9 protein-coding genes are annotated in these 15126 nt (G+C 72.1%); 4 read left to right on the top strand and 5 right to left on the bottom strand.

The window, feature by feature from the left end; translation table 11 throughout:
- Positions 1-2: 2 nt before the first annotated feature.
- A complete protein-coding gene (locus ABD164_RS09545) occupies positions 3-2822 on the bottom strand; it encodes an FtsX-like permease family protein (protein ID WP_344295668.1) in 2820 nt (939 codons plus the stop codon).
- Complete coding sequence (locus ABD164_RS09540) at positions 2819-5881, bottom strand: FtsX-like permease family protein (protein ID WP_344295667.1); 3063 nt, start codon at positions 5879-5881, stop codon at positions 2819-2821. Before ABD164_RS09540 ends, ABD164_RS09545 begins: the two co-directional genes overlap by 4 nt.
- A 508-nt stretch (positions 5882-6389) precedes the next feature.
- Here ABD164_RS09540 and ABD164_RS09535 point away from each other — a divergent pair.
- Both ABD164_RS09535 and ABD164_RS09530 read left to right on the top strand, forming a co-directional pair.
- Positions 6390-8327, top strand: a complete 1938-nt coding sequence (locus ABD164_RS09535) for an ABC transporter ATP-binding protein (protein ID WP_425545933.1) — start codon at positions 6390-6392, stop codon at positions 8325-8327.
- Entirely contained in the window at positions 8324-10129 is a 1806-nt protein-coding gene (locus ABD164_RS09530) for an ABC transporter ATP-binding protein (protein ID WP_344295666.1), read from the top strand. Before ABD164_RS09535 ends, ABD164_RS09530 begins: the two co-directional genes overlap by 4 nt.
- Before the next feature lie 62 nt (positions 10130-10191).
- Here the strand turns inward: ABD164_RS09530 and ABD164_RS09525 are convergent, their stop codons facing one another.
- On the bottom strand, positions 10192-11520 hold the full coding sequence (locus tag ABD164_RS09525; RefSeq protein WP_344295665.1) for a type III PLP-dependent enzyme domain-containing protein: 1329 nt from the start codon (positions 11518-11520) through the stop codon (positions 10192-10194).
- A 224-nt stretch (positions 11521-11744) separates the two neighbouring features.
- On the opposite strand from ABD164_RS09525, the gene ABD164_RS09520 reads away from it, so the two are divergent.
- Both ABD164_RS09520 and ABD164_RS09515 read left to right on the top strand, forming a co-directional pair.
- Positions 11745-12410, top strand: coding sequence for a LuxR C-terminal-related transcriptional regulator (locus ABD164_RS09520; RefSeq protein WP_344295663.1), 666 nt, complete (start codon positions 11745-11747; stop codon positions 12408-12410).
- The gene (locus ABD164_RS09515; RefSeq protein WP_344295661.1) at positions 12410-14200 is read left to right on the top strand and encodes a sensor histidine kinase; all 1791 of its coding nucleotides are present in this window, start codon (positions 12410-12412) and stop codon (positions 14198-14200) included. Before ABD164_RS09520 ends, ABD164_RS09515 begins: the two co-directional genes overlap by 1 nt.
- Before the next feature lie 98 nt (positions 14201-14298).
- On the opposite strand, the gene ABD164_RS09510 is transcribed toward ABD164_RS09515, so the two are convergent.
- Together ABD164_RS09510 and ABD164_RS09505 are read right to left on the bottom strand one after the other, a co-directional pair.
- Entirely contained in the window at positions 14299-14625 is a 327-nt protein-coding gene (locus ABD164_RS09510; RefSeq protein WP_344295660.1) for an MGMT family protein, read from the bottom strand.
- A 5-nt stretch (positions 14626-14630) separates the two neighbouring features.
- Positions 14631-15083, bottom strand: a complete 453-nt coding sequence (locus ABD164_RS09505) for a GNAT family N-acetyltransferase (RefSeq protein WP_344295658.1) — start codon at positions 15081-15083, stop codon at positions 14631-14633.
- Positions 15084-15126: the final 43 nt, after the last annotated feature.

Raw genomic sequence — 15126 nt, 5'->3', positions numbered from 1 at the left:
ATTCATCCTTCCTCTTCGGCGCGCAACGCGCGCGAGGCGTTGCCGTCGCCCCCGATACGCGACGCGAGCAGCACTGCCGCAGCCGTGACGACTGCGGCGCCCGCGAGCACCGCCGCGATGAGCGCGGGATCGAAGACGACGGAGGGCTGCGCGTCTTCGCCGGTGAACGATCGCAGGTCGACGCCCTGCACGACGACGTACGGCAGCGCGGCGCCGAGCAGCGCGCCCGCGACGAGTGCGACGACGACGACGGGCCCGATCTCCCACGCGACGAGCGCGCGTTCGCCGCGGCGGCGCAGCCCGAGGGTCGCGAGCAACGGCAGCAGGCGGTCGCGCGCAGGGCGGCCCACCACGAGCGTGAGCACGATCGCGAGCGCAGTCAGCAGACTCGACAGCACGATCGCCGCGACGAGCGCGAGCACGAGTCCGCTCGTCGTCGACACCCCGCGCAGGCCGTCGAGCACCATCGCCGGGGTGACCACCGTGGCGTTCGGCCCGGCGATCTCGACGAGGGAGTCGGTGACCGCGTCGGCGTCGGCGTCGGGCGCGAACCGCACGAGCACGGTGCGCGGCACGAACGAGTCGACGAACCGCGCGGCGTGCGAACGGTCCATGAGCACCCAGCTCGCCCGCGGCGAGTATGCGGTGCGGCCGTCGACCACCGCGAGCACGTCGAACTCCTCGCCGTCGAGCTCGACGGAGTCGGCGCCCTCGATCGAGTCGGCGACGGCCTGCGAGATCACTACCGGAACGGGGGAGGCGGGGTCGCCGTCGACTCCGCTGCCGCCGACGAGTTCGTCGGGCAGCGGCGTCGCGTTGACGCGCCCCGCCTGCACGCGCCGCATCTCGTCGGCGTCGACCACGATGAGCGTCGTCGTGCGCACCCGGCCGTCGATCTCGATGGTGCTCGGTGCGGTCGAGTACACCGGCGCGGTGGCCTCGACTCCGGTCACTTCGGCGAACGCGGCCTGCTGCTCGAGCGTGAACGGGGTGCCGGTGACGGCCGCGTCGGCGCCGACACGCGCGTCGGCGGCACGTTCGACGCCGGTCTGCACCGTGCCGAGCAGCACCGCTGAGAACACCGCGACCGAGACGCCGACGACCACTGTGAGCACGGGCACGATGCCCGCCGACGGGTCGCGCAGTGCGCGTGCCGAACCGAGGAACGGCACGAGGTCGCTGCGCCGGCTGTTGCGCCGCACGAGCGCGGCGAGCGGCAGTGGGTAGAGGCGCAGCACGACGAGGCACACGAGCAGCGAGAGCAGGAGTGGCACGGCCGCGAGCAGTGGGTCGACGCCGACCTCGGCCGCCGATGTCGCGAGGCCGCGCCGCAGCAGCAGCGCGACGGCCGTGATCGCGACGACCGCCACGGCCGCCTCGGCGACCCACCGGTGGCGGGCGCCGCCGCGCACCTGGACATCGGCGCGCGCACGCCGCAGCGGGCTGAGTGCCGGCACCGATGCGACGAGCAGCGCTGCGGGCGTGAGCGCGAACACCGCGGCGATGATCCACGCGCCCCACCCGGCGTCGACCGGCACGATGAGGGTGCCCAACGCGCCGCCGACGACTGCGGCGGGCACGCCGATCACGACGCCCTCGAGCCCGAGGATGCCTCGGAGCCGGCCGTCTGAAGCACCGCGGGCCGCCGCGAGTTCGAGCCCGCTGCGCCGCCGCTCGAACACCACGCGCGCCCCGAGCAGCAGCACGGCGACCATCACGCCGATCGGACCGGAGGCGATCGTCGCGAGCACCGCGTCGGTGGCCCCGGCGGTGATGGCCGCCGACTCGAGCGCGTCGGAGAGCCCGCTCGAGAACGTCACCTCACCGACCGGCGAGAATGCGAAGTCGCCGAAGCCGGTGCCGAGCTGGTAGGCCCGGCTCGTGAACTCGTCGACCGCGGCGCGCAGTTCGGCCGACTCATCGGCGCGCACCCGATCGGTCAGGGTCGGGAACCACGAGTCCATCGTCGATTGCGGCTGCGTCTGCACGTAGGCGGCCCACGAGTTCGGGTCGGCGAAGCCGAGTCCGGTGATGCGCAGGTCACCGGCGGCCGAGAACGCCACCGAGGGCTCGAGTGCGACGGGCACGTGGGTCCAGAACCCGTCGCTCGGGTCGACCGCGTCGAACGTGCCGACGAGGCGAACCCCCTGAGGCTCAGCGCCCACGGCGAGTGTGCGCACCTCGCCGAGTTCCCATCCCATCTCTTCGGCGACGGGGTCGGCGAAGACGATCTCGATCGGCTCGTCGGTCGGGGTGGGCACCGGGGGAGCTGCGAAACCGTCGTCGACCTCGGGCGGGGGCGGGGCGCTGCCGACGAGCACTTCGGGCCACTCGCCGCTCGTGAGCGTGACGTGCTCGCGCAGCCGCGGGTCGAATCCGGTGAACAACTGGTACGAGATGCCGCCGGCCGCAGCTCCCTCGGGCCGCGCGTCCGACGGCCCGCTGAACAGCACGGTGAGCGGGTCGCCGGTGACGGCGGCGAGCGGCCCGGGCATGCGTGCACGGATGTCGAACAGATGCTCTTCGTGCGCCCCCCACACCTCGTCGACACCGTCGGGAAGGGTCGTGCCGCCGGCCGACGGGCCGAGCCCGGGCTGGGCCCGCGTCGAGTTGAGCACGTCGAGCTCGCGAGCCGGATACTCGGCGAGTCGCTCGCCGAGTGCCGCCGTGTGCATCGCGGCGATGGCGCGCGGCACCGCGGTCGCGAGCAGCGCCCCCGCGAGCACGAGCAGCGCGAGCAGGATCGACGCGACAGGCGCGGCGAGGAACTGCCGGCGCAGCAGGCCCGCCGACGTCAGGTGCGAGTGGTGTCGCGCGCTCATCGCTCCTCCTGCCGGAGCCCGGGGCGTGCGGCGAGGCGCCGCACCGAACGCGCCGCGAGGGCGATGACGGCCCCGGCGAGCAGCACGAACACGATGACCGCGATCAGCCATGGCACCCACGCGATCGCGAACGGCGCCTGCACCGATGCAGGCGTACCGGCGACTGCGGCGTATGCGAGCTCGCGCGCCGTGACCAGCGCCGTCACGACGCCGATGGCTGAACCGATGACGATGGCCGTGCCGATCGTGACCGTGAGCTCGGCGGCCCTCGACCGCGATTGCGTGCGCGGGGGCACGCCGAGCGCGCGCAGCACGACGACCTCGCCGAACCGCGCCGAGCCGAGTGCGCTCGCGAGCGCGACGAGCGCGATGGCGGCGAGCGCGAGGGCACCTGCGGTTCCAGCCCACAGGGCGGCGACCGCCGGCCCGATCAGCGTGGCCGACGAAACGTCGGCGCGGGTCGTGGCCGACAGTGCCGAGCGCCGGTCGGTCTCGAGCGTGCGCGCGACTCGATCGGGGTCGGGTGTCGCGAGCCACCGTTCCCCGAATGCCGGCACGCCGCCGCCCTCGTCGAAGGCGGCGCGGCTCAGTGCGCCGAGGTCGGCGAACACGGCGTTCGTGCCCGCCGTCGGCACGACGGGCACGGTGCCGGCGACGACGGCGTCGAGCTCGGCCCCGCCCGTGACGATGCGGAACGTGAACCGGTCGCCGACCTCGGCCGAGATGCGTGCGGCGAGCTCGCCGGCGAGCACCACGGGCAACGGGTCGTTGCCGCCGGCGGTGAGGTTCGCGCGGGCCTCGGGTTCGGCCGACGAGAGCAGCACCGGGCCGTCGACGGCGAGTCCGTTCGCCATGCCGCTGCCGTCGACCTCGAGGCGGTTGAGCTCGACGCGCAGGCCTTCGGTTCCCGGGGCGTCCACGAGCGACGCCTGCAGGCCGATGAGCCGCAGGCCCGGGGCATCGGGCAGTTCGATCTCGACCGGGCCGCCGCCCGCAGCGATCTCGACCTCGCCCGCTGGCGTTCGCGTCGCGGCGCCGCCCTCGGTGAGCAGCCAGGCCGACACCGCCACCCGCCCGCCGGTGCCGGGGGGTGCCTGGAGCGTGACGTCGACGCCGAGCGTCGACGCACCCTCGGGCAGTGCGACGCCCGCGGCGGCCGCCGACGCCGCGAGCGGGTGTGCCGCGGCGTCGGCGGCGATGCCGGGCGCGACCCGGGCGAGTTCGTCGACCGGCGCGGCCACCAGGGTCGCGGGATCGGATCCGAGGCGCACTTCGCCGTGGAAGACGGGCGCGTCGGCCGTGATGCCGTCGACGTCGGCGAACGGGTCGGCGAGCGCGAGCGGGTCGGGGCCGCGCACGAGGTCGCGACCGGCGAACGCCACCCGCACCTCGCCGCCGGCGGTGAGGGCCGACATCTGATGGTCGATCGACTGCCACGCGCCGGCGAACGCGGCCGTGAGCGTGAGGCCGGCGACGGCGAGCATCGTGACGAACGACGCCGACGCGTAGAGCGCGGCACGGCGCGCGAGCTGTCGCATGGGCAGCGCGGGCACCAGCGCGGGGCGCGCGGCCGCGAGGCGCTCGAGCACGGCGCCGACCGGTCCGGTGAGCCCGAGTGCGAACAGCGACAGGGCGAGCAGCACGAGCACCGGCGCGAGCACCGCCACCGGATCGACGTCGACACGGCCCGATGCACTCGTCACGAGCGGCGACCCGTAGAGCTGGAACTGCCACAGGGCGATCGCTGCCGCCACGGCGACCAGCAGGGCACCACCGGCGACCGCGGCGCGCGGCGCGCGGCCGACCTCGTCGCCCGAGCCGCGCACCACCGGGCGGCGTGCGTCGATGAAGGCGCGGCCCGCGACGATCGCGACCGCGGCGATCAGTGCGACGGATGCCACGGCCCACGCGATCGCCTGATCTCGGGCATCGCCGGGGCGGGTGAGGGCCAGCACCGCTTCGGCCGCGATCACGCCGGTGACGGCGGCGGGCACACCGACGACGAGCACCTCGAGCGCCGTGGAGCCCGCGAGGCGCACGGCCGAGGCGCCTCGGGCGCGCAGCAGGGTCGTCTCCGAGCGTCGCGCCGAGCCGAGCAGCGTCGCGAGCCGGCTCAGGGCGGCGATGCCCGCGAACGCGAGCACGAGCACCGGAAGCGGGGCCACAGCCCGCACCGCGCCGATGCCCGCAAGCAGCCGGGTGAGCGTGGCGCCGAGGTCGCCCGAGGCGCCGAGCCCGCTCGAGCCGAGCTCGGGCAGGTCGCGCAGGGCGGGCTCGACGTTCGGAAGGGTGGCGGCAAGCGCCGCGGCGGGATCGGGCGTCAGAGCGGCGGTGTCGGGCAGGGCGGTCCAGCGTGCGACGACCGCGGCCGGCACATCGGTCAGCGCACCCTCGTCGACGACGAACGGCCCGAACCCGCCCTCGATCGCGCCCGTTGCGACGATCGGCTCGCCGAACCACGCCGGATCGTTGGCATCGACGGGCAGCCACGTTCCGACGACCAGCAATGAACGCGGGTCGTCACCGCCGACCGTGACCAGGTCGCCCGTCGCGAGCCCGAGTTCGGCGGCCGCACCGGCGTGCAAGGTCGTCGCGCGGGCGCCCTCGGCGTCGGCGGCGCCGATCGACTCGGGGGTGTCGGCCCACGCCCCGTCGACGAGGTCGGCGCGATCGCGCAGCGTCGGGTCGGCGAGCAGCACCGCGCCGAACGGCTGCCCGCCCTGCGCGGCCCCCGCCGTGCCGACGGTCGCCGCGACCGGCGCGGTCTGCACGCTGCGGCTCCAGGTGGCGCCGTTGCGCACGAGCATGCGGTCGAGCACCTCGCGTGCGGCCTCGGCCTGGGCGTCGGGGTCGGCCGCGAGCCGGATCTGCCAGCGCGCAGCGCCGTCGGTGCCGGTCGCTGCGGCGAGGCCGGCGCGCAGGCCGCCCGTCGCCGCGCCGGTGAGGGCGTCGACGACCCCGGCGCCGAGGCCGGCGAGCAGCATGACGACTGCCGCGATGCCGGCGAGCACACCGAGGCGGGCGTTCGCGCGTGCGAACGCCGTCTGTGCAGCTCCCACGCGCGCGCTCCTCGTCGATCGGGCCGGGCACGCGGGCGGGTGCAGGGACCGGAGCGCGGCAGCCTCGATGCGGGGCGGCGGCACGCTGGCCCGCGTGACGACGACACCGAAGCCTACTCCGGAACTCGGTCTTGCACGCCAGTCCCGCGACGTCATAGGCTGTAGGGCTGGCTGCCGTGGCGACCCCAGGCGGCCCCGAGGGTTCGACAGAACGACTCGACGCGAGATGCACACCACGACGCAGGAGGACACCATGCAGACAGAAACCGATGCCAGCACGGTCGCGGTCGATGGCGCTGGTCGCTCGGCGTTCCCCGTCGTAGGCCGCGCCCGGTAGACACCGGCCCCGCCGCAGGCTTCGCCTGCACGTTTCGCGGCCCTGCCGTCGCCGACCATGCGGTCGTCGATGCCGGCCCCGAATGACGCGTTCCGCGTCGACACTCACCGTCACACCCGCCGATCAGGCTCGCTCGTGAGCGATCGGCATCCCCTCTGAGGAGAACCGGACTTGTCCGAATCCGTCCAGCCGCAGCATCCGCATGTCGCGACCGAACCGACCAAGCGCGTGGCCACCGTGCGCGCACTCTGGCGCCTGCGCGAGTACGCGGGACCGGCCATGCCCGCGTTCGCGGGCAGCATGGCGGCCGCGCTCGTGGCCCAGCTCATCGCACTGACCATTCCGCAGGTGCTGGCGCAGATCGTCGACGGCCCCCTCGCCCACGGCGACGCGGCGGCCATCCTTCCGCTGACGCTGCTGGTGTTCGCGCTCGGCACCGTCGAGGCGGTGCTGTACTCGCTGCGGCGCTGGCTCGTGGTCGGGCCGGGCACCAAGGTCGAGGCGCGCATGCGCAACGCCCTCTACGCGAAGCTGCAAGACCTGCCCGTGAGCTTCCACGACCGCTGGCCGAGCGGCCAGCTGCTCTCGCGGGCGGTGAGCGACCTCGGGCTCATTCGCCGGTGGCTGTCGTTCGGCCTCGTGCTGACCGGGGCGAACCTCGTGATCATCGTGGTCGGCGTGGGCATTCTGATGTCGATGAACTGGATGCTGGGACTCATCTTCCTCGTCTGCTCGCTGCCGCTCTGGTGGGCCGGCTGGAAGTTCGAGGGGCAGTACTCCGAGAAGTCGCGCCTGAGCCAAGACCAGGCCGGCGACCTCGCGACCGCCGTCGAGGAGTCGGTGCACGGCATCCGCGTGCTGAAGGCGTTCGGGCGCGGCAAGCACGCGCTGTCGACGTTCCGCGCGCAGGCCGAGTCGCTGCGCCGCACCGAGATCGAGAAGGCGCGACTCGACGCGAACATCTGGGTGTGGATCATGATCGTGCCGACCGTGGCGCTCGCGATCTGCCTCATGGTCGGCGTCTGGCTCGCCGCGAACGGGCAACTCAGCGTCGGCGAGCTCGTCGCGTTCTTCGCGACCGCGACCGTGCTCGCGTGGCCGATCGAGTCGATCGGCTTCTTCCTGGCGTTCGCCCTCGACGCGCGCACCGCGACCGACCGCTTCTTCGACATCCTCGACAGCGAGAACACGATCGTCGACCCCGACGACCCGAAGCACCTCGACCGTCCCAAGGGCGAGCTCGCGTTCTCGGGCGTGCGCTTCCGCTACCAGGACTCGCCCGACCGCTTCGGAGACCTGCTCGACGGCGTCGACCTCGTGGTCGAGCCCGGCGAGACGATGGCCCTCGTCGGCCTCACCGGCAGCGGCAAGACCACGATGACGGCCCTCACGACGCGGCTCTACGACGTCACGGCGGGGTCGATCACCGTCGACGGGGTCGACGTGCGCGCCTTCAGCCGCGAAGAGCTGCGCACGCACGTCGCGATGGCCTTCGAAGACGCGACGCTGTTCAGCGCGTCGGTGCGCGAGAACGTGCTGCTGGGCCGGCCCGAGCTGTCGGGCGACGCGCCCGCCGTCGTGGCCGAGGCCGAGCGGGTGCTGACCGAGGCGCTGCGCATCGCGCAGGCCGGGTTCGCCTACGACCTGCCCGACGGCGTCGACACGAAGGTCGGCGAAGAGGGAATGAGCCTGTCGGGCGGCCAGCGCCAGCGACTCGCGCTCGCGCGCGCGGTCGCCGCGAAGCCCGCCGTGCTCGTGCTCGACGACCCGCTGTCGGCACTGGATGTCGCGACCGAGGCCCGCGTCGAGGCCGAGCTGCGCTCGGTGCTCGCCTCGACGACCGCGCTCATCGTGGCCCACCGGCCGTCCACGGTGACCCTCGCCGACCGGGTCGCGCTGCTCGAAGGCGGGCGCGTCACCGCGGTCGGCACCCACTCCGAGCTGCTGCGCGAGAGCGAGCACTACCGCTTCGTCATCTCGAGTCTCGAAGACGAAGAGCGGCGTGGGCGCCACAGGGAGGGTCTCGATACGCGTCCTGCTTCGCCGGACGTCACTCGACCGACGACCACGCGACCGACCGAGTTCGAACGAGAGGAGGCGGCATCATGAGCGTCACCGGTGTGCAGGGCGAAGAGCGCGACGACTACTCCACTGCCGAGTCGCGGCAGATCCGTCTGCGTTCGCGGCGCCTGCTCGGCTCGCTGCTGAAGCCCTTGCAGGGCAGGCTCTGGCTGACCGCGGCCGCGGTCGTCGTGTCATCGGCCGCGCAGGTGGCGGGGCCGGCGATCATCGCGTACGGCATCGACAGCGGCATCCCGGCCCTCATCGAACAGAATTGGTACCCGGCGGCGTTCGCCGGGCTCGCCTACCTGATCACGGGCATCGTCGGCGCGTTCCTCATCTCGGCGTACATCAGGCTCTCGGCACGCATCAGCCAGGCGGTGCTCATCGACCTGCGCACGCGCGTGTTCCTGCACACGCAGCGGCTGTCGCTCGAGTTCCACGAGTCGTACACGTCGGGCCGCATCATCTCGCGGCAGACGAGCGACCTCGACGCGATTCGCGAGCTCATGGACGAGGGCCTCACGATGCTCGTGCGCGGGCTCATGTACATGGTGTTCACGGCGGTCGCGCTCGTGCTGCTCGACTGGCAGTCGGGGCTCGTGCTGCTCGTCGCGCTCGTGCCGCTGGGCATTCTCACCCGGTGGTTCCAGATGCGCTCGCAGGCGCTGTTCCGGCGCTCGCGCGTCGCCTCGGCGAAGCTCATCGTGCAGTTCGTCGAGACCATGACCGGCATCCGCGCCGTGCAGGCGTTCCGCAAGGAGCGCCGCAACGAGGTGGAGTTCGGCGAGCTCACCGAGGACTACCGCGACGTGAACGCCAAGGTGCTGGGCCTGTTCGCCGTGTTCAACCCGGGCCTCGCGTTCATCGGCAACACCGCCGTGGCGGTCACGCTGTTGCTCGGCGGGTTCCGGGTGATCGACGGGTCGCTCGAGGTCGGCGTGCTGCTCGCCGCCGTGCTCTACACGAAGCGCTTCTTCGACCCGATGGAAGACCTCGCGATGTTCTACAACGGCTACCAGTCGGCGTCGTCGGCGCTCGAGAAGATCTCGGGCGTGCTCGAGGAGCAGCCGAGCGTGCCCGATCCGGCGAAGCCGGTCGACCTGTGGAACGCCGACGGCCATGTGCGGTTCGAGGCCGTCGAGTTCGCCTACACGAAGGGCAGGGTCATCCTGCCCCGGTTCGATCTCGACATCCCCGCAGGCGAGACGGTCGCGCTCGTCGGGTCGACGGGTGCCGGCAAGTCGACCCTGGCGAAGCTGATCGCCCGGTTCTACGACCCGAGCGACGGCGTCGTCTCGCTCGACGGTGTCGCACTGAGCGACCTGCACCCGAAAGACCTGCGGCGCGCGATCGTCATGGTCACCCAAGAGGCCTACCTGTTCTCTGGTTCGGTGGCCGACAACATCGCGCTCGGCAAGCCCGACGCGTCGTTCGACGAGATCGTGCGGGCAGCACAGGCCGTGGGCGCGCACGAGTTCATCGAGGGACTGCCGAACGGGTACGACACCGATGTGAACAAGCGCGGCGGGCGGGTGAGTGCGGGGCAGCGGCAGCTGATCTCGTTCGCGCGTGCGTTCCTCGCGAACCCGGCGGTGCTCATCCTCGACGAGGCGACCTCGTCGCTCGACATCCCGAGTGAGCGCCTCGTGCAAGAGGGGCTCACGAAGCTGCTCGCCGACCGCACCGCCGTCATCATCGCGCACCGTCTGTCGACGGTCGCGATCGCCGACCGGGTGCTCGTCATGGAGCACGGACGCATCGTCGAAGACGGCACGCCCGACGACCTCATCGGCGGCACAGGCCGGTTCGCGGCGCTGCACGCGGCCTGGCGCGACTCGCTCGTGTAGGCGGCGAACGGATGACCCGGGCCCGGCGCTCTCGCGTCGGCTCGGGTCATGGGTTCGAACGGTCAGCCGGGGATGACGACGAACGGCGTCGGGGTGAGGCCGTTGCAGCTCGTGGCGGCGGTGTATGCGCCCATCATGGGGCTCACGAGCAGGTCGCCTACGGTGAGTGACGGCAGCGGCATGTGGCGTGCGATCACGTCGTCGCTGTCGCAGGTAGGGCCGGCGAGGGTGACCGGTACGTGCCCGCGTGCGACGCGGCGGCGGGTCGCGCGCTCGGCGGATTCATCGAGGGTGGGCTGATCGGTGAGCTCGGAGGCCGCGAACACGAGCGGGTGAGCGCCGGCGGCACCCGCGCTCGAGAACGCGCCGTGCACGCCCTCGTCGAGGTAGTGCCAACGCCCGTCGGGCCGATCGGCCGTGCCGACGACCCGGGTGACGAGGGTCGCGGCGGGGGCTGCGACGAACCGGCCCGGTTCGATCGCGATCTTCAGGTGGGCAGGCGCCGCGGCGAGCTCCTCACGGATGCTGCGGGCGAGCACGGCGAGGGCCGGTACCGGCTGGTCGTACTCGACCGGGAGCCCACCGCCGAGGTCGAGCAGCTCGAACCGGATCGAGTGGCGCTGCTCGAGCTCGCGGATGAGCGCGAGCGATCCGCGGATCGCGCGCTGCCACGGCGACGCCGAACGCGTCTGGCTTCCGACGTCGAAGGTGAATCCGGCCACCCGCAGCCCGGCGTGCAGGCAGTGGTCGACGAGCGCCGGCGCATCCTCGGGCCGTACCCCGAAGCTCGGCGATCGGTCGCCCTTCGCCGGGAACGCCAGCCTGACGAGCACGGCGACCTCTGGCAGTTCGCGGAACTTCGCGACCTGGGCGGTGCTGTCGACGACGAACGTGCGGATGCCCCGCAGGTAGGCCCCCGTGATGTCGGCGATCGACGTCATCGGGTGGTTGTGCAGGCAACGCGCGATCGAGACGCCGGCGCGCTCGAGGAGGTCGATCTCGCACCGCGACGCGACGGCGAAGCCGGCCCCGAACGCGTCGATCGCGCTGATAGCGGCGGCATGGGGGAGCGCGCCGGTCGCGAAGTGGATGGCGACGTCGGGAAGCTCGCGGCGAAGGGTGAGCAGCTGTGTGGTCAGCCGGTCGGTGTCGAGCACCAGCAGCGGGCTGCCGTGCCGGCGCACCACGCCGTCGAGGTCGATGCGGTTCGCGTACTCGGCGAGGTCACGGCGAACGAGCTCGCGGTGCGGCGCGCGATCGGCGGTCGTCGCGGGTGCCGTGTGGTGCATCAGCCGCGACGCGATACGGCGGGGACGTGCGACGAGCACGTCGGCGAGGTGCATCTGCGTGGGGCCCGTGCGAGTGGTGCGGGGGGAATCGCTGCTCAACATGTCCACGATCGTGGCCGAGGCACCGTGTCGCGGCATCCATGGGACCCCCGAACCTGTCGAGGGCATGCACTGAAGCTCATATGCCGTTCGTCAAGGGCGTTCCGGGGCGGTGCGCATCAGGGCACCCCCTGAATGGGGGCGCGGCGGCGGCCCGGAACGCGGTACAGTCGCGTCAAGCGGGGCGACCGCTCGTCGATGGCCCATGCTCGCTGAACGGAGGTTCGATGGCTGATCCGACCGTCCCCCTGCGCGTCGGTATCGCTGATGACGCGTTGCTGCTGCGCGAGGGCATCTCGAAGGTGCTCGAGGGCGGCGGCATCGAAGTGGTCGCATCGGTGGGCACCGGTCAGGAACTGCTCGACGTCATCGATGAGCTCGACCTCGACGCTGCGGTGCTCGACATCCGCATGCCGCCGAGCTTTCGCGACGAGGGCATCGTCGCGCTCGAGCAGATGCGCGCGAACGGATCGAAGATCGGCGTGCTGCTGCTGTCGATGTACGCGACGCCCGAGTACGCCCTGCGCGTCATGGGCGCCGGCAGCGGCACCGGCTACCTGCTGAAGGAGCGCGTCTCAGAGCCGCAGACGCTCGTGCGCGCGATCGAGACGGTCGCCTCCGGCGGGTCGGTCGTCGACCCCGAGGTCGTCGAGCAGCTCGTGCACCGCACCCGCGCCGACGACCCCCTCTCACGGCTCACCGAACGCGAGCGGTCGGTGCTCGAGCTCATGGCGCAGGGTTACTCGAACGGCGGCATCGCCCAGACCCTGTTCCTCGGCCTGAAGACGGTCGAGACCCACGTGCGCAGCATTCTGCAGAAGCTCGACCTCGAGGAGTCCCCGGAGCACCATCGACGGGTGCTCGCGGTGCTGACGCTCCTCGGCGAGAGGTGATGGCGCCCGGCCGCAAGGGCCGGATCATCAAGCGCACGATCGTCATCACGCTGGTGGCCGTGCTGTCGCTCAGCATGGAGGTCTCGGGCTGGCTCATCACGTCACCCGAGGATCGGCCCGAGGTGTCGTACACGACGCTGCACTCGTTGGTGCCGCTCGTGTTCCTCGCGTGCGCCGGCGTGGCGTGGAGCATCGGACCGGCGAAGGTGCCGTCACGGTTGATGGTCGCGTTCGCGGTGCTGTGGATTCCGTTGACCTTCTTCCATGTCGTCGAGAACCTCGGATGGCTGTGGCCGCTGCTGTACGGCATGCACCTGTGGTGGGGGCTCATCGCCGGACTCATCGTGCTCGTGTACCCGCGCGGGTGGTTCGGTGATCGCATGGACCGGTGGATTGCGGGGATCGCGCTCGGCTCGGCCGTCATCTACTTCTTCGCCGTCGTGCTCCTGATCGACGTGCCCGCCGATCCCGCGACGTGCGACTGCGTGCCGAATGTCTACCAGGTCGCCGACCTGCCCGCGCTGTACACCGCCGTCGACTACGGCTTCCGCGGCATCGGCGCGGTGCTCGCGCTCGTGATCGCAGGCCGGCTGCTCGTCAGGTGGGTGCGCGGCAGCGTTCCGGCGCGCACGGTCGCGTTCCTGATGCCGATCGCGCTCTTCGCGTGGGCCGTGACACTCGCCTGGTACGCCATCACCTACGCGGTGAAGACGACCGCCGATGAGGTGATGCTGACGATCTCGCTCGTGGCGATCGCGTCGATCCCCGTGAGCTTCGTCGCGGGCATCGCGCACGCCCGTAACATGCGCGCGCGGGTCGCCGATCTCATGCGCATCACGCGAGAGGGCGCCGACCGCGGCCTCTGGGCCGAATCGCTCGCGCGCACCCTGCGCGACGCCTCGGTGCGGGTCTATTGGTGGGACGAGGAGCACGGCCGGTATGCCGATGCCAGCGGCGAGCCGCTCGAGGGCGACGCCGCCGGTCAAGTGGGCCAGCACAGCCTGCTGCCCGTCGTGTCGCCCACGGGTATTCCGATCGCGCTCATCCGGCACGACAAGGTGCTCACCGACAACATGCGCCTGCTCGACGGCGTCTCGAGCGCACTGCGGCTCTCGGTCGACAACGGGCGGCTGCGCTCCGAGATCGAGCGCACCCTCGAACAGGTGAGGCAGTCGCGAAGCCGCATCGTCGAAGGTGCCGAGAAGGCCAGGCGCCAGCTCGAGCGCGATCTGCACGACGGGGCGCAGCAACAGCTCGTGTCACTCGGCATGCGCCTCAGGCTCGCCGCCAACCAGGCCCGCGACCGGGGCGTCGAGCCGCTCGGCGTCGAACTCGACGGCACCATCACCATGCTCAACACCGCACTCAAAGAGCTGCGCGAGCTCGCCCACGGCATCCACCCCTCGCTGCTCACGTCGGGCGGGCTCGCGCTCGCCGTGCCCGAGCTCGCTGGCCGGTGCCCGGTGCCGGTCGTCGTCGAGGTGCAGCCCGAGGGCAGGCTGCCCGCCGTGGTCGAGTCGACCGCGTATTTCGTCGTCGCCGAGGCACTCGCGAACATCGCCAAGCACTCGAAGGCGACGCGCGCCTGGGTTCGGGCGAATCTCGACGAGCGGGGCGTCCTCGAACTCGGCGTGCGCGACAACGGCATCGGCGGCGCCTCGCCCGCGGGCAGCGGCATGGTCGGCATCTCAGACCGAGTCGACGCCGTCGACGGCACGATCACCGTCGAGAGTCCGCCGGGGGCGGGCACCACCATCACCGTGCGGATCCCGCTCGCCGCCGCGGGTTGACTCGTCGGTCGAGTAGGCGCGCCAGCGCCGTATCGACACCTCGCTGGGTCTCGATACACTCGCTCCGCTCGCTACTCGGCCGTCGGGTGCGTCGGGGGTCAGGGGCGCCAGCGAGCCGCGGCGAGATCGATGCGGTAGCCGTCGTCGCCGGCGGAGGCGCGCAACGGCGTGCCCTCGCGGTCGTAATGCGCGCGAGCGCGCTCGGCATGGCCAGTCGGAGGGTGGCCGCCGGCACGGATGACACGCCACCACGGGACATCCGACCCGTACCTCGCCATCACCTGCCCGACGGCGCGCGCGCCTCGGGAACCGAGCAGCGCGGCGACGTCGCCGTAGGTCGCGACCCGGCCCGGCGGGATGTCGGCGACGACGGCGAGCACCGCCTCGACGAAGCCCTGCGGCTGTTCGGGTACGGCGCGCGCCACGAGCGTCAGAGCTCGAGTGCGCCGATCACGTCGCCATAGGCGGTCTCGCCGATGTCGACGAAGCCGATGCGGTGGAAGAACGCCTCGGGGCCGAGCTCGCCCGGCTCCCACAACACGGTGATGCGATCGAACCCGCGGCGCTTGGCCTCTTCGGCGAGGGCCGTCGCAAGAAAACGGCCGACACCCTTGCCCTGCACCTCGGCGTCGACGTTGATGCGCCAGATGCAGGCGCGGAACTCTTCATGAGGGTTCTCGGGGTCGAAATTGCCGTGGATGAAGCCCACGACGCGCTGATCGAGCAGCGCCACCCGCTGCCAGGCGGTGTCGGGGTTCACGACCGAGGCTTCGGCCGAATAGGTGACGGGGGCGATGAACTGCTCCTGGCCGGGCTTCAGCGAAAGCGAGTTCGCGGCAACGATGTTCGACGCGGACAGGTCTTCCAGTCTCAGCTCAGCCATGCTGCCAAGGCTAACCTGTCGGGCGCGCAAGTCGGTAGCCGGG

It is taken from the genome of Agromyces neolithicus, assembly GCF_039529735.1.
GTDB lineage: Bacteria > Actinomycetota > Actinomycetes > Actinomycetales > Microbacteriaceae > Agromyces > Agromyces neolithicus.
Note: the sequence above shows the minus strand (reverse complement) of the source record. Positions and strands in the feature narration are given on the sequence as shown.

Bases quoted from the DNA above. Each gene is read 5' to 3' on its own strand.
- ABD164_RS09545 (WP_344295668.1), bottom strand. From the start codon at position 2,822: ATGAGCGCGCGACACCACTCGCACCTGACGTCGGCGGGCCTGCTGCGC.
- ABD164_RS09505 (WP_344295658.1), bottom strand. From the start codon at position 15,083: ATGGCTGAGCTGAGACTGGAAGACCTGTCCGCGTCGAACATCGTTGCC.
- ABD164_RS09520 (WP_344295663.1), top strand. From the start codon at position 11,745: ATGGCTGATCCGACCGTCCCCCTGCGCGTCGGTATCGCTGATGACGCG.
- ABD164_RS09525 (WP_344295665.1), bottom strand. From the start codon at position 11,520: ATGTTGAGCAGCGATTCCCCCCGCACCACTCGCACGGGCCCCACGCAG.
- ABD164_RS09515 (WP_344295661.1), top strand. From the start codon at position 12,410: ATGGCGCCCGGCCGCAAGGGCCGGATCATCAAGCGCACGATCGTCATC.
- ABD164_RS09530 (WP_344295666.1), top strand. From the start codon at position 8,324: ATGAGCGTCACCGGTGTGCAGGGCGAAGAGCGCGACGACTACTCCACT.